Source organism: Flavobacterium ponti (assembly GCF_042652765.1).
Lineage (GTDB): Bacteria > Bacteroidota > Bacteroidia > Flavobacteriales > Flavobacteriaceae > Flavobacterium > Flavobacterium ponti.
This window is the reverse complement of sequence record NZ_JBHSGW010000026.1, coordinates 57,321-75,975: the sequence shown is the minus strand read 5'-3', so window position 1 is coordinate 75,975 and position 18,655 is coordinate 57,321. Positions and strand designations below refer to the sequence as shown.

The following is an 18,655-nucleotide window of genomic DNA, read 5'->3' as shown; positions in this document are numbered from 1 at the left end:
CAAGGATCCTTGCTCTATGGCATGGCTTGCTTTAGTTGCAATAATTCACTCATTTTAATTTGTGTCTGTTGAGTTTACCAAATTGATACTAATGTAGGTAGTATTGTTATGTAAGAACGTATTATTTCGAAAGAATTCGGCTCAATTTATCATCTAATTTTTGTAGCCTTTCCAAAGCATCATCATTGTCATAAGACGTGTTCAATTGCTTTTGTTCTACTTGTGAGGCAAATTGTAAAGCACACATGGCTAATACATCTTGCTTATCTCTTACTGCATAGTTTTGTTCAAACTGTTTTATTGTTATATCAATTTTTTTGGAAGCACTTCTGAGTCCTTCTTCTTGAGAGTGTTCCACTGTTAATGGATAAACTCTGTCTGCAATTGATATTTTAATTTTTAGTTTATCTTCCATTTATTTTAATCTGAAAGTTGTGCTATGCAATAATCAATTTCTCTTATTAAAGAATTTATTTTGAGTTTTGTTTCTCTTTTATTATCATCACTACCTAATATTGCATTGACTGTTTTTAGACTTTCTAACTGGCTTTCTAATTCACCAATAGTTTTTAACTGCTTTTTGTTGTTTTCCTTGAATTGTAATAATTCATCAGATAATTCTTGATTTTTTTTCTCCAAAGTATCCATCTTGTGATACATCTTAGAAAATTTAACTTCAAGAGAATCAATCAATTCAGTTAATCCACTCATAAAACATTTATTTCAATACAATATTTACAAAGTTAAGATTAGAATTTTAAATAACAACACTTTTTATTTTTTTTTACATACTAAATGTTTATTTTTTTTGTTTTACTTGTTTTATAAGTACTTAATTATTTATTTTTAGTTTTTTAATTGCAAATAGACCTAAATGAAATACCTAATTCTACTCTTCTTTATCACTTTTTATAGTTTTGGACAAGAATACCCTAAAGATTATTTCATTTCTCCTCTAGATATTCCGTTAGATGTTTCTGGAGCTTTTGGAGAATTGAGAAGTAATCATTTTCACGCTGGATTAGATTTAAAAACTAAAGGTGTTGAAGGTTTACCAGTTTATGCTGTTGCAGATGGATATGTTTCAAGAATTAAAATTTCAACTTGGGGTTATGGAAAAGCAATTTACATAACACATCCTAATGGTTACACTTCAGTTTATGGACATCTTCAAAGTGCTAATGGAAAAATTGAAGAAACTATCAGAAAAAGACATTATGATGAGAAATCTTTTGAAATTGAGCTGTTTTTAAAACCATCTGAATTGCCAGTAAAACAAGGTGAAGTAATTGCTTTTTCAGGAAATAGTGGTGGAAGTGGTGGACCACATTTGCATTTTGAAATTCGAGATACCAAAACAGAAATGATTATAAATCCGTTACTTTTTGGTTTTGATAAATTAGTTGTTGATAAATACAGGCCAAAAGTAAATAGCATCATGGTTTATCCTTTAAACGATACAATTGCTATTAACAATGATTTTTTGGCACAAACCATTCCTTTGTCTGTTAACAATGAAGGCAATTATGTAACTCCAAAAATCACATCTAATGGTGCTATTGGTTTTAGTATGAATGTCTTTGATAATATGACAAATCCATACAATAAGAACGGAATTTATAAAGTTTCCACTTTTGTGAATGGAGTTCCATATTTTTCATACAAGTTTGATACTTTTTCTTTTGATGAATCGAAACATATTAATTATTTTATAGATTATTACCGATTTAAAAATATGGGTCAACGGTTTCAGAAAATGTTTATAGATAATGATTATCCTTTGTCAGTTGTAAATAAAAATAAAAGGGATGGGATTTTAAAAGTCCAACCAGCAGCTTCTTACACTTATAAAATTGTTGTGGAAGATTTTTCGCAAAATACTTCAGTAATTGAAATTCCTGTAGTTTATAAAAAATCAGAATCTTCTCCTACAGAAATCACTAATTCATTAAAAAAAATAAAAGCCAAAAACGAATATATTTTTGAAGAAGATATTTGCACAATAACTTTTCCGGCTAATACATTTTATGAAGATTTTAAAATGAAAATGAGTGTTAAAGATGAAGTGTTGTATTTGCATGAAGATGAAATTCCAGTTAAAAATAGTTTTTCACTTTCTTTTGATATATCTAAACTATCAGATGAATTGAAAAAGAAAAGTTTCATTGCTTATCTAGATGGCAAAGATATTGATTATGTAAAGTCATATGTGAAGGGTGATAAAATTACAGCAAAAGTTAAGAAATTAGGAAATTATAAAGTAGTTCAAGATACAATTGCTCCAAGAATTTACGCTGTGGATTTTTCAGAAGGAAAAACAATTGATACTTACACAACTATCACAGCAAAAATATCGGATAATTTATCTGGAATTGATTCTTACAAAGCCTATTTAAACGGAAATTGGATTTTGATGGAATACGATTATAAGACTAAAAAGTTAGTCCATACTTTATCTGACAATATTTACGTTAAAGGAAAGAACGATTTTAAATTGGTAGTTACTGATGAAATGAATAATTCTACTACCTTTGAGAGCTATTTTTATAAGAACAATTAAATTTACACCTTTGAAGCATATATTCTTTTTCCTTTTACTTTGCACTGCAACTTTTGCTCAAACTGCCCAAATAAAAGGGGTAATCTTAAATGAATTTAATGAACCTGTTGAAAATGTAACCATTAGAGTTGACGAAATTGGCACAACAACTGATGCTACAGGTTTCTACATTCTTCAAGTTCCTGCCAATAAAAAAATAACAGTAACATTTTCTCACATCACTTATAAAACATCAACTTTAAAGGATTTGCAATTAAATGCTAATGAGGATTTTGAATTCAATCCTGTGATGAATGTTAATGTAGAAGAAATTAGTGTCGTTACCGTAACTGCAACTAATAAAAAGAGAATAGAAGGTTTAACCAATATCGAACCAACAGTAATTAGAAAAATTCCAGGTGCAAATCCAGGAATTGAAAATATTATTAAAACGTTACCAGGAGTTTATTCAAATAATGAATTAAGTACTTCTTATGCTGTTCGTGGTGGAAATTATGATGAAAATCTAGTTTATGTAAATGAAATTGAAGTGTATCGTCCGTTTTTAATTCGTTCGGGTCAACAAGAAGGTTTGAGTTTTACCAATACAGATATGGTTGAAAATGTAGATTTTTCTGCAGGTGGTTTTCAAGCTAAATATGGTGATAAAATGGCTTCTGTTTTAGATATTACTTATAAAAACCCAAAGCAATTTGGAGCCAACATAGAAGCTAGTTTTTTAGGAGTAAATGCAGCTGTTGAAGGTGTTTCTAAAAATCAAAAATGGAGTAATGTAACAGGTGTTCGTTATAGAAACAACAGTCTTTTGGTAAACAGTCAAGATACAGAAACTAATTATAAGCCATCTTTTACTGACATTCAAACATTTTTAAATTACAATGCTTCAACCAAATGGCAATGGAGTTTTTTAGGAAATGTAGCTCAAAATAAATACAATTACGAACCTCTATTTAGGCAAACTAATTTTGGAACAGTTGACCAACCAATTGGTGTTCAGGTAATTTATGATGGTCAAGAAAAAGATGAATATTTAACGGTTTTTGGAGCAGTTAAATCAGTTTATGAATACAATGATAATAACAAATTAAAGTTTATTGCTTCTACTTATCACACACAAGAACAAGAACATTTTGATATTTTATCGCAATATAGATTAGGTGAAGTGGACACAAATATTGGTTCTGAAACTTTTGGTGATGTGCAATTTACACGAGGAATTGGTTCGCAATTAAATCATGCTCGAAATAACTTAGATGCTTTGATTGTAAATGCTGAAGTGAAAGGTTTTCATAAATTAGAAACCAAAAGCGAAATCGAATGGGGTTTCAAATATACTAGAGAAGATATTAGAGATAGAGTAGTAGAATGGGAAGTTATTGACTCTGCTGGATTTTCATTACCAAATCCACTTTTAGGTTACACAGACAATCAACCTTATGAACCCAATCAATATCCTTTAGCTCCTTATCAATATGTAAGAGCTACAAATTATACAACAATCAATAGATTTTCAGGTTATGGTCAATGGAATTATGCTGGAAAATGGGAAAAAGGTGAATATTGGTTAAACACTGGTGTTCGTTTTCACCAATGGCAAGTCAATGATCAAATTGGAAGCGGAAAATCTCAAATTGTTTTTGCACCAAGAGCTCAATTTGCCTTTAAACCTTATTGGGAAAAAGATATGTTGTTTAGAGCTGCTGTTGGAGTTTATAATCAACCACCATTTTACAGAGAGTTAAGAGATTATAATGGAGTAGTGCAAAAAGATGTAAAAGCCCAACAATCCATTCATTTTGTACTGAGTAATGATTATAGTTTTAAAATGTGGGGAAGAGGTTTCAAGTTACTGTCTGAAGTTTATTACAAAGATTTTAAAAATGTAAATACATATACGATTGATAATGTTCGAATTCGATACAGAGCTAATAATGATGCAACAGCTTATGCTTACGGATTTGATGCTAGACTAAATGGTGAATTTGTACCTGGAACAGAGTCGTGGTTTACTTTTGGATATCTAAAAACAGAAGAAAATCAAGATGGAAGAGGTAATATTGCTCGTCCAACAGACCAACGTTTAAAATTTGCGGTTTTATTTCAAGATTATATGCCAAACATTCCAAGTTTAAAAATTTACTTGAATTTGGTTTACAACACAGGTTTACCAGGTGGTTCTCCATCTTATGCTGATCCATACAATTATCAATTGCGTTTAAATGATTACAGAAGAGCAGATGCAGGATTTTCATATGTGTTTAAAGACGAAAAAATTCAATCGCAAAGAAGATGGTTAAAACCATTTCAAGAATTTGCCCTTGGTTTTGAAATCTTTAATATGTTCAACAACCAAAATGCCATTACTAATACTTGGGTAAGAGATGTATATACCAAAAGTCAATATGGAATTCCAAATTATATGACCACAAGAGTTTTTAATATTAAACTAACAGCTCGTATTTAAATACTAGAAAATTAGTATATTTGAACATAACTTTTTTGACTATGCAAACACTTTCAAAATACATTTTAGGTTTAGCGATACTTTCTTTAGTAAGCTGTAAAAAAGAAGAAACAACACCAAAAGTAAAATACGAAGATTCAAAAACTAAAGTTGAAACTCCAGTTAAAGTAGATTCGTCTTCTATAAAAATTGCCGATTTACCTATCTTAATGGAAGGAACAAGATATTTGATTCACCCTATTGGTGATGTTCGAGTGTATGATGATTATAAAAGTGTTTATGGTTCAAGTAAAACAAATCAAGTTAGTTATGCGATTTCTAATTACAATCGTTTTGAATTAACAGGTTATTTTACCAATTTAAAATTTCAAAATATTGATTCAACAAGTTTTAGAACCTTAACAACTGATAGAATTCAAATTCAAACCGTAACTTTTTTAAATACGTTTGCCGAAAAAACTAAAAAACAGATTTTGGTTTATAGTTTCGTAGATAACGACACCAACAAAGATGGAAATGTCAACCAAAATGATATTAAATCGTTAGCATTAAGTAATATTGATGGTTCAAATTTCACCAAATTATCAGAAGATTTTAGCGAAATTATGGATTGGAATATTATTGAAGCTCAAAATCGTTTGTACTTTAGATGTATTGAAGACATCAATAAAAACGGTGCTTTTGACAAAGATGACAAAGTACATTATCATTATGTAAATCTTTTAGATAATGAGTGGAAAGTTGAGGAGTATATGCCTATTTAGTTATTTTTTTAAGCAATGAAGTTAGAAAATAAAATAAAAACTTTAGGTTTTTATCAGATTATTGGAGGAATACTAGGATGTTTAGTGACAGTTCGTTTTTTACCAAGCTTTGGTTCAATTAATGGAGGAATTTTATTTCTTATCTTAATAATAATAAGTCTACATTTATATTCAATATTTTGTGGATATTTACTTTTAAAAAATAAATTAATAAAAGGTTTAAATTTATCGATTTTTAATCAATTTATTCAAATATTGAGTTTTGGAGTTTTAGGTTTTTATTTTGAACATATTTCTGGTATATATGCTGGTATAAAATTAAACTTAATAAATGATGCTATCTTAACTTTTATGTCTGGAATTAGTTCCTCTGCAATAGTAATAAATGACCATATTGAATACAAGGAATTAAGTATAAATATTATTGCATTAATAATGGTTAATGTAATTTATAATTTAAAAAGTGAAGTGGAAAAAAGAGAATCAAAAATTGAATTGAAATAGTATTCCTATATTATAATAATATCTTCAAATTCATTTAATTCAATGATATAAGGAAGAATAGTTCATTTATAATAAAGATTTTTTTAATTTCAGATTAAATCAAAATATCACTTTCCAAATCAGATTTTTCAATTGTAAATCCGAAACCTAGTTTTTCTACTAATTCGATTACCAAATTTTTATACCAATTTTCACTTTTTGGATGAATATAAATACGTTCAATTAGCTGATTGATATCAACATCAATTTTTAAACCATCATTGATTTTTAAGTTATCGGTAGTTACATCAGAAATAATGCGGACTTCACGTTCATATTGAAAACTTTTTCGTTTAAACAAAAATGGAAAAAAAGTATCATCAAACGGAATGTATTCTTTTTTGTAATCAATGTAGTTGACTTCTCCAATGTGTTGTTCGGTTTTTCGTTCTGGTTCAAGAGCTTTTTTAAGTCTTCCGATTGTAGATTGAATGGCTAAACCTTCATTGTTTTTAGTGAAAATTTGCCACATAGCAAATGATTCATATTCATTGATGTGCCAACTACTAATCACCACTTTTTCACGATGTGATTTGTAATAATCTAAAAACTTAGGGTTGTTGGCTGCAATTTTTTTGATTTCCTCATAAGTTGGTTCAGAAAATGTACCTTCATATTGGTCTTCAAATTTATCCGAACGTGACATAAACAATCTTTTGGACATAAGCATGTCTAAAAACTTAGATAAATCTAAATATTTCCAAACGATAATATCTTCATCGTCTGTTAGCTTAATATTCGGATTGTTGATGTACATTTATTTTAGTTATTCAAAAGATTGCATCATGACTAATTTTGAATACATACCTTCTTTTGCCATTAATTCAGCGTGATTTCCTTGTTCCACAATTTCACCTTTTTGCATCACAATGATATTATCTGCTTTTTGAATAGTAGATAAACGGTGTGCAATTACAATTGATGTTCTGTTTTGCATCATATTTTCTAACGCAACTTGTACAAATTTTTCGCTTTCTGTATCTAAAGCAGAAGTTGCTTCATCCAAAATCATAATTGGAGGATTTTTTAAAACAGCTCTCGCAATGGATAATCGCTGTTTTTGTCCCCCAGATAATTTTCCACCAGCATCTCCAATATTTGTTTCGATTCCCATGGGTAAATCAACTACAAATTCATAAGCATTAGCAATTTTTAAGGCATCAAAAATTTCTTCATCGGTTGCATCAGGTTTTCCAATGAGAATGTTGTTCTTGATTGTATCATTAAACAAAATAGAATCTTGAGTAACCAATCCCATCAAACCTCTTAAAGAATGAATATTCATGTATTTGATATCAACACCATCAATTTTAACAGCACCTTCTTGTACATCATAAAAACGAGTTAATAAATTGGCAATCGTACTTTTTCCAGAACCAGATTGCCCAACAAGAGCGACAGTTTTTCCTTTAGGAACTTCAATAGAAAAATTCTTCAAGACATTTTCATCACCATATCTAAAGTTGATGTTTTCAATGGTAACTTTATCTGTGAAATCTGTTTTTTCAACAGCATCAATTTTAGTATCAATAGTATTTTCTTGTTCTAAAATTTCAAATACACGATCAGCAGCTGCAATTCCGTTTTTAACCGCATAAGATGCTTTGGAAATAGCTTTTGCTGGAGTCAAGATGTTGTATGCTAATCCCATAAAAACCAAGAAAATAGCTCCGTCTAATGATTTGTCTACCAAAACTAAACTTCCTCCATAAAACAATAATATGGCAATTGTTATAATTCCCATTACTTCACTCAAAGGTCCAGCTAAATTGTTTTTCTTACCAATTTTATTTGATAGATTTAATAAACGATTGATTGAGTCTCCAAATTTGTTTTTAAACGTAGGTTCAGCATTGTAACTCTTCACAACTTTTAAACCAGTTAGAGTTTCTTCCACTAATGAAATCATGTAACCACCTTCATTTTGTGCACGAAGTGATTGTGATTTCAAACTTTTTCCAATTCTTGAGATTATTAAACCAGAAACAGGAATGAATATGAAAACAAAAAGAGTCAATTTCCAACTATAAGCAAACATCATTGCTATTGAAAAAATGATTGTAAAGGGTTCTTTTACAATTAATTCTAAAAGCATGAAAAATGAATTTTGAACTTCTCCAACATCACCCAGCATTCTTGCCATAACATCTCCTTTTCTTTTTTCAGAATAAAATGAAACTGGTAAGCTAATTACTTTGTTGTACATTACATTTCGTAACTTTGCGGTAACACCATTACGTAAATGCATCATGTGAAAGGATGCTAAATAACCTGCAATATTTTTCAATAAAAATGTTAAAATCACAACAGAAACTACTAATAGAAGTGATTTTTGAGGTGTTCCACTATCAGAAAACATAGTAACTTTATAATACATTAGGTTTTCTAAATAATCTTTTAAATGAAAAACATCTTCATAAACTGGTTCTGTAGTTACTCTTTTTGTTTTGTCAAACAAAACGTTCATCATGGGTAACAAAGTAACGTATGAAAGCGTGCTGAAAAGAGCATATAGAATGTTATAAAATACATTCCAGATAATATGACCTTTAAATGGTTTTAAATAGGGGCTTAATTTGTGAATTATTTTTTTCATTCAATTAATTCAATTGCATTGAAGCAATAATATTTTTTATTTTGGTATCTATTTCTTGTTCTACTTTCTTGAAGTTGTCTATACTATCTAAAGTCTCGTTTACACTAAAGTAAAATTTAATTTTTGGTTCTGTTCCACTTGGTCTTGCACAAATTTTACTTCCATCTTCTAAATAGTAAATTAACACATTTGATTTTGGTAGATGTAGAGTTTCAATTTCACCAGTGAACATGTTTTTAGCAGTACTATTTTGATAATCTTCAATCATTACAACTCTTTCACCATTGATTTCTTTCATTGGGTTTTCGCGTAAATCAATCATCATTTGGTTTATTTCTTCCAATCCAGCAATTCCTTTCTTTGTTAAAGAAATTAAATGTTCTTTGTAAAAACCATAATCAACATATAAATTTAAAAGTTCTTGGTAAATACTACTTCCATTAGCTTTAGCAATTGCTGCAATTTCACAAACTAATAAAATAGCAGAAACAGCATCTTTATCTCTTACTGCATCTCCAACCATATAACCGAAACTTTCTTCTCCACCACCAATAAATTGCTGATTAGGAAAGTCTTTTATAAATTTTGCAATCCATTTAAAACCAGTTAGTCCAACTTTACATTCTACATCATAAGCAGAAGCTAATTCAAGCATCATTGGAGTGGATACAATAGTTGAGCCAATGAACTGTTTACCTGTAATCTTGTCAGCTTGTTTCCATTTTTCTAGCAAAAAGGCAGTCATTACAACCATTGTTTGGTTTCCGTTTAATAAAACCATTTCACCTTCCAAGTTTCGAACGGCAACACCAACTCGATCACTATCAGGGTCAGTTCCTACAACAATATCAGCATTTGTTTTTTCAGCCAAAGTTGTTGCCATAGCTAAAGCTTCAGGTTCTTCTGGGTTTGGTGATTTTACGGTTGGGAAATTTCCATCTGGAGCTTCTTGTTCGGCAACTATATTTACATTTTTATAACCCGCTTTTGCCAAAACATCTGGAACTGATTTAATTGATGTTCCGTGCAAAGAGGTATAAACAATTTTTAAATTGTCTTTAGCACTTTGAGGTGTGTTAAAACTAGCATTTTCAATAGTAGAATTTACAAAAGCTTCGTCAATTTCTTTATCGATATATTTAATCAAACTTTCGTTTGCCTCAAACTTAATATCGCTATATTGGAGACTTTCAATTAATTGAATAATTTCTCCATCTTGCGGTGGAACTAATTGTCCACCATCTTGCCAATAGACTTTGTATCCATTATATTCTGGTGGATTGTGTGAAGCAGTTAGAACAATTCCTGCATGACAATTCAAATGTTTTAAAGCAAAAGATAGTTCTGGAGTTGGACGTAAATCTGAAAACAAATAAACGTGAATTCCATTGGCTGAAAATACATCAGCGACAACTTTAGCCAAAGTATTACTATTGTGACGACAATCATAAGCAATAACTACTTTTAGATTTTCGTTTGGAAAAGATTTTTTTAAATAGTCAGATAAACCTTGAGTGTTTTTTCCAAGGGTGTATTTGTTAATTCTGTTGGTTCCAACACCCATTATTCCTCGCATTCCACCAGTTCCAAATTCAAGATTTTTGTAGAAACTATCTTCTAATTCTGAAGGTGAAGAAGTCATCATTTCTTTAATTTCTTCTTGAGTTTGATTGTCAAATGTTGGAGTTAACCAAATATTTACTTTGTCTAATATCTTTTGATCGATATGCATATTTATTATCATTAATGAACTTTACTCTATTTTTTCAGAAATTTTGTATCGTTCTTCGTTATTTTTTGTTCTTAAAATTATTTCACCAAGAAAGCCAGCCAAAAATAATTGTGTTCCTATTATCATTGTGGTTAATGCAATATAAAACCAAGGATCTCTTGTCACTAAAATGGTTGGTAAATTATGATATAACTTCCATATTTTCATAAAACCAATATATCCAGCTGCTAAAAAACCAAATATGAACATTAATGTTCCTAATAATCCAAATAAATGCATGGGTCTTTTTCCAAATTTTGAAATAAACCAAATCGTTATTAAATCAAGAAACCCATTTATAAAACGACTTACTCCAAATTTAGAACTTCCATATTTTCTAGCTTGATGAATCACTACTTTTTCACCAATTTTTCCAAATCCTGCATTTTTAGCTAAAACAGGAATATAACGATGCATTTCTCCAGAAACTTCAATGTTTTTTACAACATTCTTTCTATAAGCTTTTAAACCACAATTAAAATCGTGCAATTTTACACCAGAAGTTTTTCTTGCTGCCCAGTTGAATAATTTGGATGGAATATTTTTAAATACAACAGAGTCATATCTTTTCTTCTTCCAACCCGAAATTAAATCATAGTTTTCTTTACTAATTAAGTCAAATAATTCTGGAATTTCATCTGGACTATCTTGTAAATCTGCATCCATAGTAATAATCACATCACCTTTTGCTTGTGCAAAACCTGCATGTAAAGCTTGACTTTTTCCATAGTTTCTCAAAAAACGAATTCCTTTTACGTTTTCATCTTTTTGAGATAATTGTTCAATGGTTTGCCAAGAATTATCCGTACTTCCATCATCTATAAAGAGAATTTCATACGAAAAATTATTTTCATGCATAACCTTTGCAATCCATTGGTGCAACTCGGGTAAAGATTCCTGTTCGTTTAATAAAGGAATAACTATGGATAAATTCATTTAGTATTGGTCTTTTGGTTTGCTTTTGAAAATAGCTGCTAAAATTAATCCAAAAATTGAGCTAAAAATAATGCTAAATGCAGAACCTTTTAACAAACTCATAGTTTCAAATTGATTTGTTTCAGACATACCTTCTACAGCTTTTTTGATTTCAGAAGTTGGCGTTCCAAATTTTTTCATCATGCTAACAGCAGATTCAATGGATAATTCTTGAACAGTGTCTTTTAATGAAGGATCAATAACATTAAAAAGCAAAATATTAAAAATTACAGAAATTGCAATCCCAATAACTGCTGAAATAAAATAAGTAGTAAAAGCATCTTTAAATGAGAAAACTCCACCTAATTCTTTTCTAGTTTTTATTAATAAATAAATTCCAATTCCTAAATATATAGCTATGCTAACTAATCCTAGCCACCAAGCAGTAAAAAGTTTAATATCTACCAAATAGATAAATCCTGTTATTAGGATAGAAATCACACCCGTGATTATTCCAAAAGTAATTCCGTTCTTTTTAATAATTTCGTTCATGGTTAGTTTGTTTTTAATTAATTTACAAATATAGAAATAATAAAGTTTACCTATATAAGTGATAAAAAAATAAAAAAAGTTACAGAAGTGCTTGTAAATTAAAAATTAAGTGTAAATTTGCACTCTCAAAATATAAAAGATTATAAACAAAAAGTTATAGACGTTTATACCTTTTTCAGTAAAAAGAGAAAGCATCAGAACGGTTTATAGCCAACAAATAAAAAGATTTACAAAGATGAAAAAAGGAATCCACCCAGAAAATTACAGATTAGTAGCTTTCAAAGACATGAGTAACGATGATGTATTTATTACAAAATCAACAGTAGAAACTAAAGAAACAATTGAGCACGAAGGTGTTGAATATCCAGTTTTTAAAATGGAGATTTCTAGAACTTCTCACCCTTTTTACACAGGTAAATCTAAACTTATCGATACTGCAGGACGTATTGATAAATTCAAAACTAAATATGCTAAATTCGATAAAAAATAATCGAAATTTTTCAAAACATAGAAAACCTTCCAATTTGGGAGGTTTTTTTATGGAATAAACTTTGTAACTTTGAGCTTTCAAATTAAAAAAAATCATGAACTATATACTTTTTGACGGAACTGTTCGTAACTCACTTTTGCCATTTACGTTTACTAGACCTGTAGCTGATATTCGTGTTGGAATTTTGACTATTAGAGAAAAATGGGAAATGTATTTAGGATATACTACAACCTCATTAACTGAAGAATATTTAATGGAAAAATTTCCAATGGTCGAAATGGAAGAAAATGTCATGATTAATGCTTCTTTTTTGCCTAATGAAATTTTGGTTGAAATGATTATGAATTTAGAAAGCAATCAAGCGATTATTTATGGAGAAGAAATTATTGCTTTTTTTACCAATGATACCCAAGAAGAAATTGATTTTGATAAATATGATTTGATTGATTATGAAGGTGATGTTTTACAAATTGTAAATACTTGGGATATTTTTGAGAAAAATGATATTGCTATTAGAGAAGATTTTGATTATTTAACACAAGATAGAAAGTCACAACCTATTCCAAAAAGCGTTAATGTAATTGCACCCGAAAATATTTTTATTGAAGAAGGAGCAAAGTTGGAATTCGTAACACTTAATGCTTCAACTGGACCAATTTATATTGGAAAAAATGCAGAAATAATGGAATGTTCTGTGATTCGTGGACCTTTTGCACTTTGTGAAGAAGCACAAGTTAAATTAGCAACAAAAATTTATGGTGCTACCACTGTTGGACCTCATTGTAGAGTTGGTGGAGAAGTAAATAATTCGGTACTTTTTGGATATTCAAACAAAGGTCATGATGGATTTTTAGGAAATTCTGTTTTAGGAGAATGGTGTAATATTGGAGCTGATTCCAATAATTCCAATCTTAAAAATAATTATGATGAGGTTCGTCTATGGAGTTATGAAACGGAAGGTTTTGCTCGAACAGGATTGCAATTTTGTGGTTTAATGATGGGTGATCATTCTAAATGTGGAATTAACACGATGTTTAACACAGGAACAGTTGTTGGAGTTTCAACCAATATTTTTGGTTCAGGTTTTCCGCGTAATTTTGTTCCGAGTTTTTCTTGGGGTGGAGCTTCTGGTTTTACAACTTATGTCACTAAAAAAGCTTTTGAAACGGCAAAAATAGTTATGAGTAGAAGAAAAGTAGAATTCACAGATGAAGATGCCAAAATAATGGAACATATTTTTGAAGAAACTAAAAAATTCAGAAAAGAGTAATTAGTTTCCAGTTCTCAGAATATGTTATTGTTCGTAAACATTTATACTATTGTCAAAAAAGTATAACCAATAAATAGTATAAAAAAGTATAATCAGAATGATGATTGTAATTATAAAATAAAAGATATTTTCTTTAACTTTTTGTCTTCTTTCTGCTTTAAATTTTTCTCTAATTTTAGCCAACAATTCTGGTGAAGCTTTAATATGGTCTTCTGTTAGAATAATTTTATTTCCTGTGTAATTTTTCCAACTATTTCTTCTTTTATCTTTTAAAAGTGCTTTGTTATTTCGCATGGTATGAATTGCATGCATCATAGAACCTTCACCAGCCATAATCTTTAGTTTAATAATTATACGAACCAAATTACCAAAAAGTTACAAATTTAATTTGCGAATTTGCGGTTGTATAATTTTTACCTAAATTTGCAAACTCAATTTTTTGACAACGATTTCATCAATTGAGCAAACTTATGGAAAACAAAAAAAAAGTAGCATTCTACACTTTAGGATGCAAATTAAATTTCTCCGAAACTTCAACTATTGCGAGAAATTTTCAAGACGAAGGATTTGAACGAGTAGATTTTGAAGAATTTGCTGATATGTATGTTATCAATACTTGTTCAGTTACCGAAAATGCTGATAAACAATTTAAACAAATAGTCAAAAAAGCATTAAAAACTAATGAAAATGCATTTGTTGCTGCTGTTGGTTGTTATGCCCAATTAAAACCAGAAGAGTTAGCTGCAGTTGATGGTGTTGACTTAGTTTTAGGAGCAACCGAGAAATTTAAAATAACTGATTATATTAACGATTTGTCTAAAAATGACATGGGTGAAGTGCATTCATGTGAAATTGAAGAGGCTGATTTTTATGTAGGAAGTTATTCTTTTGGAGATAGAACACGTGCTTTCTTAAAAGTTCAAGATGGTTGTGATTATAAATGTACGTATTGTACCATTCCATTAGCAAGAGGGATTTCTCGTAGTGATACTATGGAAGGTGTTTTGAAAAATGCTGCTGAAATTTCTGCTAAAGGAATTAAAGAAATAGTCTTAACAGGTGTAAATATTGGAGATTACGGAAAAGGGGAATTTGGAAATAAAAAACACGAACATACTTTTTTAGATTTGGTTACCCAATTAGATAAAGTTGAAGGAATTGAACGTTTGCGAATTTCATCAATCGAACCTAATTTATTGAAAAATGAAACTATTGAATTGGTTTCAAAATCCAGAGCTTTTGTTCCACATTTTCATATTCCATTACAATCTGGTAGTAATGACATTTTAAAAAAAATGAAACGTCGTTATTTACGTGAATTGTATGTGGATAGAGTAAATAAAATTCGTGAAGTAATGCCTCATGCTTGTATTGGTGTGGATGTAATAGTTGGTTTTCCAGGTGAAACAGATGAACATTTTTTAGAAACCTATCATTTTTTGAATGATTTAGACATTTCTTATTTACATGTTTTTACCTATTCAGAAAGAGATAATACAGAAGCAGCCGAAATGGATGGAGTAGTGCCAAAGAATGTTCGTGCCAAAAGAAGTAAAATGTTAAGAGGTTTGTCAGTTAAAAAACGTAGAGCATTTTACGAAAGTCAAATTGGAACTAACCGAACAGTTTTATTTGAAAGTGAAAATAAAGAAGGATACATTCACGGTTTTACAGAAAATTACGTAAAAGTAAAAACTCCTTGGAACCCTGAATTAGCTAATACATCACACGAAATCAAATTATCAAAAATAGATGATGATGGAAGTGTAAGATTAGAGTTTTTAAATGTTAAAGTTTAAGAAAACATCAAATTAACTTATAAAAAAATGCTCTTTGTTTAAAAGAGCATTTTTTGTTTTTTATATTTTTAAGCCTGGAGGAAGCATTTCTTGGTAACGTCTATGTTTTCTAAAAAATTTAATCAATCTCAAGTGAGTTGGTACTACCTTTAAGTTTCTATCTTCTGCAATAGCTAACACTTTTTTGATAAATTCATCCTGTAAATCAATATCTTCATTTTCATTCTCGCAGAATTTTGTTAAAAAAATCTTTCGCTCTTGTAAAGAATATTCAATGGCAACTAAACCAGTGTCTGTTGTTATTTCAAATTGTCTTAAAAGTTCGTTATCTTTGATTTCCATTTTTAAATTTAATTGTTTCACAAAGTTACGAAACTTTTTCTACAAATCCCATGAGTAAGATTCCTGTCTATTTAATGCCTGGTTTAGCTGCAAGTTCAACAATTTTTGAATTTATAAAATTACCAGAAGAAACTTTTGAAATTTTTTATTTGGAATGGTTTTTGCCAAATGATAAAGAGACAATCGAAGACTATGCTTTGCGAATGACAAAAAAAATAAAGCATAAGAATCCAGTATTAGTCGGAGTTTCTTTCGGAGGAATTTTAGTGCAAGAAATGGCTTTGCATATTGAAACTAGAAAAGTAATTATTATTTCAAGTGTCAAATCAAATCTTGAATTGCCGTTGCGAATGAAAATAGCTAAGTCAACCAAGGCTTATAAGATTATTCCAACACAGTTGCTTTCAAGTGTTGAAGCATTAGCAAAATATGCTTTTGGCGAGAATTTAGTTACAAGACGTTTAAAACTTTATGAAAAATATTTGCAAATGCGAGACAAAAAATATTTGGATTGGGCAATAGAAAACGTAATTTTATGGCAAAGAACAAATCCAGCTAAGAATATAATTCATATTCATGGTGATGCAGATGCAGTTTTTCCAATAAGACATATTAAAAATAGTATTGTTGTGAAAGGTGCAACACATATTTTAGTGATAACGAAGTACAAATGGTTGAATGAAAATTTACCTAAATTAATTTTAAACAATGAAGAAGATGAATCAGAAACTTAGAAAAACGTTACAAATAACAGGAATTATAGCTATTAGTAGTTTGTTTATTTATGCTGCTTCCAATACAATTACAAGAATTAGTCCAACAGTTCCTTATCCTTCAGAAATGAATTTTGCAGGTGAAATGGTTCCAACTAGTGATAACGATGTTAGTGAGCGTTTGGATAGAGAAATGGTTACCAATATCAATTACCACTCAAATACAACTTTAGTAATCAAAAGAGCTAATAAAGTATTTCCAATCATTGAGCCTATTTTAAAAAGAAATGGAATTCCTGATGATTTTAAATATTTGGCAGTAATTGAAAGTAGTTTGGTAAATGCAGTCTCTCCAGCTGGAGCTAGAGGTATTTGGCAATTTATGCCTACAACTGCCAAAGAATATGGAATGGAAGTTTCTAGTGAAGTGGATGAGCGTTATCATTTGGAAAAATCAACTGAAGCTGCTTGTAAATATTTAAATGATGCTTTCAAGAGATTTGGAAACTGGACGTTAGTTGCTGCTTCATACAATGGTGGAATGGCTGGAATTAATAGAGTTTTAGAAGCTCAGCAAGTTTCAAGTTATTATGATGCTTTGTTTTATGAAGAAACTGGTCGTTATGTTTTCAGAATTTTAGCTTTGAAAGAAATTATGAAAAATTCACCTAAATACGGATTTGATATTCCAATAAACGAACTATATATTAATGTTCCAACAGAAAAATTAATAATTGAAAATACAATTGAAGATTTAGCTTTGTTTGCTAAAGAACATGAAACAAATTATAAAACACTTAAAGTTTTAAATCCTTGGTTACGCGACAAAAAACTTACAGTTTCTTCAGGAAAGACTTATGAAATTGAAATCCCTAAAAAATAATATTTAGAAATTACAGCACAAAAAAAATCACAAACTAGTTTATCTAATTTGTGATTTTTTTTATCTTAAAATCTAGTATCTAAAAATCTTAAATCCTTTTCAATTGCTGTTTTAACATATCTATTTGTTCCTTCAACATATTGTGTTTGTCTAATTTCTTTGCTTCATTTAAATATTTAGTAGCTTCCATCTTTCTTCTTTTTGTTAAAGAAATTCCAGCTAATTGTAATTTCGCTAAAGCTAAATCTTGATCCATACTTAATCCTAATTCAATAGCTTTCTTAAAAAACTTTTCAGCTAAAGTTAAGTTAGTTTGCGAAACCATAATTCCGTTTAAGTAGTTGTAATAACCTTGTTGTTTTCTTACTAAAGCTGCTTCTGGATTTTTTATTTTATCTAACCAAGACTTGGCTCCATCCATATCTTGTTTTCTCAATTTTAAAAAAGCTAACAAAATCATTTCATTTTTAAAGTATAAGAAAATAAAAATGATTGAAAAAAGAAGTAAGAAAATCCCGTTACCTATATTGCCTTCTGTAAATTGATATATAGCAAAAGCAATGATTAAACCTGCTAAAATTAGTTTGATATTCTTGTTAAACATACTGTATTTTTTAATTTGGAGCAAAGGTAATAAATTCTAACTAAAAAATATTTTAAAAACTACTTGTAAATGAAAAAAACCTTTGTATATTTGCACTCGATTTATAGGAAGCTATAACAAAAAGTAAAATAGATTTTTAAAGATATAAAGCAATGAGCAAGAGAACGTTTCAACCATCGAAAAGAAAAAGAAGAAATAAACACGGGTTTATGGATAGAATGTCTACTCCTAATGGTAGAAAAGTCCTTGCACGTAGAAGAGCAAAAGGAAGACACAAATTAACTGTTTCTTGCGAACCAAGACATAAAAAATAATGATTAGCTACTAATCAATATCAAGCCGTTACTTTTATTAGTAGCGGCTTTTTTTTAAACTTGTTTATAATTTTT

The 18,655-nt window shown here is 29.4% G+C and carries 20 protein-coding genes; 10 read left to right on the top strand and 10 right to left on the bottom strand.

The features are described from left to right. Positions 1-121: 121 nt before the first annotated feature. Entirely contained in the window at positions 122-415 is a 294-nt protein-coding gene (locus tag ACFO3U_RS11445) for a cell division protein ZapA (protein ID WP_379742319.1), read from the bottom strand. A 5-nt stretch (positions 416-420) separates the two neighbouring features. Then, positions 421-711 (bottom strand): hypothetical protein, encoded by a 291-nt coding sequence (locus ACFO3U_RS11440; protein WP_379742316.1) that lies wholly within the window; start codon positions 709-711, stop codon positions 421-423. A gap of 163 nt (positions 712-874) precedes the next feature. Between ACFO3U_RS11440 and ACFO3U_RS11435 the strand changes: the two genes are divergently transcribed. Genes ACFO3U_RS11435 through ACFO3U_RS11420 form a run of 4 tightly spaced genes read left to right on the top strand, consistent with a single transcriptional unit; the run spans position 875 to position 6,292 of the window. Continuing rightward, entirely contained in the window at positions 875-2,560 is a 1,686-nt protein-coding gene (locus tag ACFO3U_RS11435) for a M23 family metallopeptidase (protein ID WP_379742313.1), read from the top strand. Positions 2,561-2,570: 10 nt separating this feature from the next. Next, entirely contained in the window at positions 2,571-5,024 is a 2,454-nt protein-coding gene (locus tag ACFO3U_RS11430; RefSeq protein ID WP_379742310.1) for a TonB-dependent receptor, read from the top strand. A 41-nt stretch (positions 5,025-5,065) separates the two neighbouring features. Continuing rightward, positions 5,066-5,788 carry a hypothetical protein gene (locus ACFO3U_RS11425; RefSeq protein ID WP_379742307.1) on the top strand — a complete coding sequence of 241 codons (723 nt, stop codon included), beginning with the start codon at positions 5,066-5,068 and terminating at the stop codon, positions 5,786-5,788. Between the two features lie 15 nt (positions 5,789-5,803). Then, positions 5,804-6,292 carry a hypothetical protein gene (locus tag ACFO3U_RS11420; protein WP_379742304.1) on the top strand — a complete coding sequence of 163 codons (489 nt, stop codon included), beginning with the start codon at positions 5,804-5,806 and terminating at the stop codon, positions 6,290-6,292. Between the two features lie 94 nt (positions 6,293-6,386). On the opposite strand, the gene ACFO3U_RS11415 is transcribed toward ACFO3U_RS11420, so the two are convergent. The 5 genes from ACFO3U_RS11415 to ACFO3U_RS11395 are packed head-to-tail and all read right to left on the bottom strand — an operon-like array spanning position 6,387 to position 12,165. Then, positions 6,387-7,088, bottom strand: a complete 702-nt coding sequence (locus tag ACFO3U_RS11415) for a hypothetical protein (RefSeq protein ID WP_379742301.1) — start codon at positions 7,086-7,088, stop codon at positions 6,387-6,389. A gap of 9 nt (positions 7,089-7,097) precedes the next feature. Next, positions 7,098-8,927: an ABC transporter ATP-binding protein gene (locus tag ACFO3U_RS11410; protein WP_379742298.1), complete on the bottom strand. Its 1,830-nt coding sequence runs from the start codon at positions 8,925-8,927 to the stop codon at positions 7,098-7,100. Between the two features lie 4 nt (positions 8,928-8,931). Further along, a complete protein-coding gene (locus tag ACFO3U_RS11405) occupies positions 8,932-10,659 on the bottom strand; it encodes a phospho-sugar mutase (RefSeq protein WP_379742295.1) in 1,728 nt (575 codons plus the stop codon). A gap of 21 nt (positions 10,660-10,680) precedes the next feature. Further along, complete coding sequence (locus tag ACFO3U_RS11400; RefSeq protein WP_379742292.1) at positions 10,681-11,634, bottom strand: glycosyltransferase family 2 protein; 954 nt, start codon at positions 11,632-11,634, stop codon at positions 10,681-10,683. After that, a complete protein-coding gene (locus ACFO3U_RS11395; RefSeq protein ID WP_379742289.1) occupies positions 11,635-12,165 on the bottom strand; it encodes a DUF4199 domain-containing protein in 531 nt (176 codons plus the stop codon). It lies immediately after the preceding gene. A 235-nt stretch (positions 12,166-12,400) separates the two neighbouring features. Between ACFO3U_RS11395 and ACFO3U_RS11390 the strand changes: the two genes are divergently transcribed. Then, positions 12,401-12,655, top strand: coding sequence for a type B 50S ribosomal protein L31 (locus ACFO3U_RS11390; protein WP_379742285.1), 255 nt, complete (start codon positions 12,401-12,403; stop codon positions 12,653-12,655). A gap of 94 nt (positions 12,656-12,749) precedes the next feature. After that, the gene (locus tag ACFO3U_RS11385) at positions 12,750-13,925 is read left to right on the top strand and encodes a GlmU family protein (protein WP_379742282.1); all 1,176 of its coding nucleotides are present in this window, start codon (positions 12,750-12,752) and stop codon (positions 13,923-13,925) included. 24 nt (positions 13,926-13,949) lie between these two features. Here ACFO3U_RS11385 and ACFO3U_RS11380 read toward each other — a convergent pair whose 3' ends face one another. Further along, on the bottom strand, positions 13,950-14,258 hold the full coding sequence (locus tag ACFO3U_RS11380) for a hypothetical protein (protein ID WP_379742279.1): 309 nt from the start codon (positions 14,256-14,258) through the stop codon (positions 13,950-13,952). A 137-nt stretch (positions 14,259-14,395) separates the two neighbouring features. Here ACFO3U_RS11380 and mtaB point away from each other — a divergent pair, with 137 nt between their 5' ends. After that, a complete protein-coding gene (gene mtaB / locus ACFO3U_RS11375; protein ID WP_379742276.1) occupies positions 14,396-15,724 on the top strand; it encodes a tRNA (N(6)-L-threonylcarbamoyladenosine(37)-C(2))-methylthiotransferase MtaB in 1,329 nt (442 codons plus the stop codon). 60 nt (positions 15,725-15,784) lie between these two features. On the opposite strand, the gene ACFO3U_RS11370 is transcribed toward mtaB, so the two are convergent. After that, entirely contained in the window at positions 15,785-16,066 is a 282-nt protein-coding gene (locus ACFO3U_RS11370; RefSeq protein WP_379742273.1) for a GNAT family N-acetyltransferase, read from the bottom strand. Between the two features lie 50 nt (positions 16,067-16,116). On the opposite strand from ACFO3U_RS11370, the gene ACFO3U_RS11365 reads away from it, so the two are divergent. Both ACFO3U_RS11365 and ACFO3U_RS11360 read left to right on the top strand, forming a co-directional pair. Further along, positions 16,117-16,800 (top strand): alpha/beta fold hydrolase, encoded by a 684-nt coding sequence (locus ACFO3U_RS11365; RefSeq protein WP_379742270.1) that lies wholly within the window; start codon positions 16,117-16,119, stop codon positions 16,798-16,800. Continuing rightward, complete coding sequence (locus ACFO3U_RS11360; RefSeq protein WP_379742267.1) at positions 16,784-17,662, top strand: lytic transglycosylase domain-containing protein; 879 nt, start codon at positions 16,784-16,786, stop codon at positions 17,660-17,662. The genes ACFO3U_RS11365 and ACFO3U_RS11360 overlap by 17 nt, the downstream gene beginning before the upstream one ends. Before the next feature lie 88 nt (positions 17,663-17,750). Here ACFO3U_RS11360 and ACFO3U_RS11355 read toward each other — a convergent pair whose 3' ends face one another. Continuing rightward, complete coding sequence (locus tag ACFO3U_RS11355) at positions 17,751-18,266, bottom strand: DUF2892 domain-containing protein (protein WP_379742265.1); 516 nt, start codon at positions 18,264-18,266, stop codon at positions 17,751-17,753. 152 nt (positions 18,267-18,418) lie between these two features. Here ACFO3U_RS11355 and rpmH point away from each other — a divergent pair, with 152 nt between their 5' ends. Next, on the top strand, positions 18,419-18,580 hold the full coding sequence (gene rpmH, locus ACFO3U_RS11350) for a 50S ribosomal protein L34 (RefSeq protein ID WP_035665819.1): 162 nt from the start codon (positions 18,419-18,421) through the stop codon (positions 18,578-18,580). The last annotated feature ends 75 nt before the right edge of the window (positions 18,581-18,655 follow it).

Coding starts and splice junctions, on each gene's coding strand:
- ACFO3U_RS11380 (WP_379742279.1), bottom strand. CDS start 14,258: ATGGCTGGTGAAGGTTCTATGATGCATGCAATTCATACCATGCGAAAT.
- rpmH (WP_035665819.1), top strand. CDS start 18,419: ATGAGCAAGAGAACGTTTCAACCATCGAAAAGAAAAAGAAGAAATAAA.
- mtaB (WP_379742276.1), top strand. CDS start 14,396: ATGGAAAACAAAAAAAAAGTAGCATTCTACACTTTAGGATGCAAATTA.
- ACFO3U_RS11435 (WP_379742313.1), top strand. CDS start 875: ATGAAATACCTAATTCTACTCTTCTTTATCACTTTTTATAGTTTTGGA.
- ACFO3U_RS11400 (WP_379742292.1), bottom strand. CDS start 11,634: ATGAATTTATCCATAGTTATTCCTTTATTAAACGAACAGGAATCTTTA.
- ACFO3U_RS11390 (WP_379742285.1), top strand. CDS start 12,401: ATGAAAAAAGGAATCCACCCAGAAAATTACAGATTAGTAGCTTTCAAA.
- ACFO3U_RS11385 (WP_379742282.1), top strand. CDS start 12,750: ATGAACTATATACTTTTTGACGGAACTGTTCGTAACTCACTTTTGCCA.
- ACFO3U_RS11365 (WP_379742270.1), top strand. CDS start 16,117: ATGAGTAAGATTCCTGTCTATTTAATGCCTGGTTTAGCTGCAAGTTCA.
- ACFO3U_RS11360 (WP_379742267.1), top strand. CDS start 16,784: ATGAATCAGAAACTTAGAAAAACGTTACAAATAACAGGAATTATAGCT.
- ACFO3U_RS11370 (WP_379742273.1), bottom strand. CDS start 16,066: ATGGAAATCAAAGATAACGAACTTTTAAGACAATTTGAAATAACAACA.
- ACFO3U_RS11420 (WP_379742304.1), top strand. CDS start 5,804: ATGAAGTTAGAAAATAAAATAAAAACTTTAGGTTTTTATCAGATTATT.
- ACFO3U_RS11395 (WP_379742289.1), bottom strand. CDS start 12,165: ATGAACGAAATTATTAAAAAGAACGGAATTACTTTTGGAATAATCACG.
- ACFO3U_RS11445 (WP_379742319.1), bottom strand. CDS start 415: ATGGAAGATAAACTAAAAATTAAAATATCAATTGCAGACAGAGTTTAT.
- ACFO3U_RS11440 (WP_379742316.1), bottom strand. CDS start 711: ATGAGTGGATTAACTGAATTGATTGATTCTCTTGAAGTTAAATTTTCT.
- ACFO3U_RS11425 (WP_379742307.1), top strand. CDS start 5,066: ATGCAAACACTTTCAAAATACATTTTAGGTTTAGCGATACTTTCTTTA.
- ACFO3U_RS11415 (WP_379742301.1), bottom strand. CDS start 7,088: ATGTACATCAACAATCCGAATATTAAGCTAACAGACGATGAAGATATT.
- ACFO3U_RS11355 (WP_379742265.1), bottom strand. CDS start 18,266: ATGTTTAACAAGAATATCAAACTAATTTTAGCAGGTTTAATCATTGCT.
- ACFO3U_RS11405 (WP_379742295.1), bottom strand. CDS start 10,659: ATGCATATCGATCAAAAGATATTAGACAAAGTAAATATTTGGTTAACT.
- ACFO3U_RS11410 (WP_379742298.1), bottom strand. CDS start 8,927: ATGAAAAAAATAATTCACAAATTAAGCCCCTATTTAAAACCATTTAAA.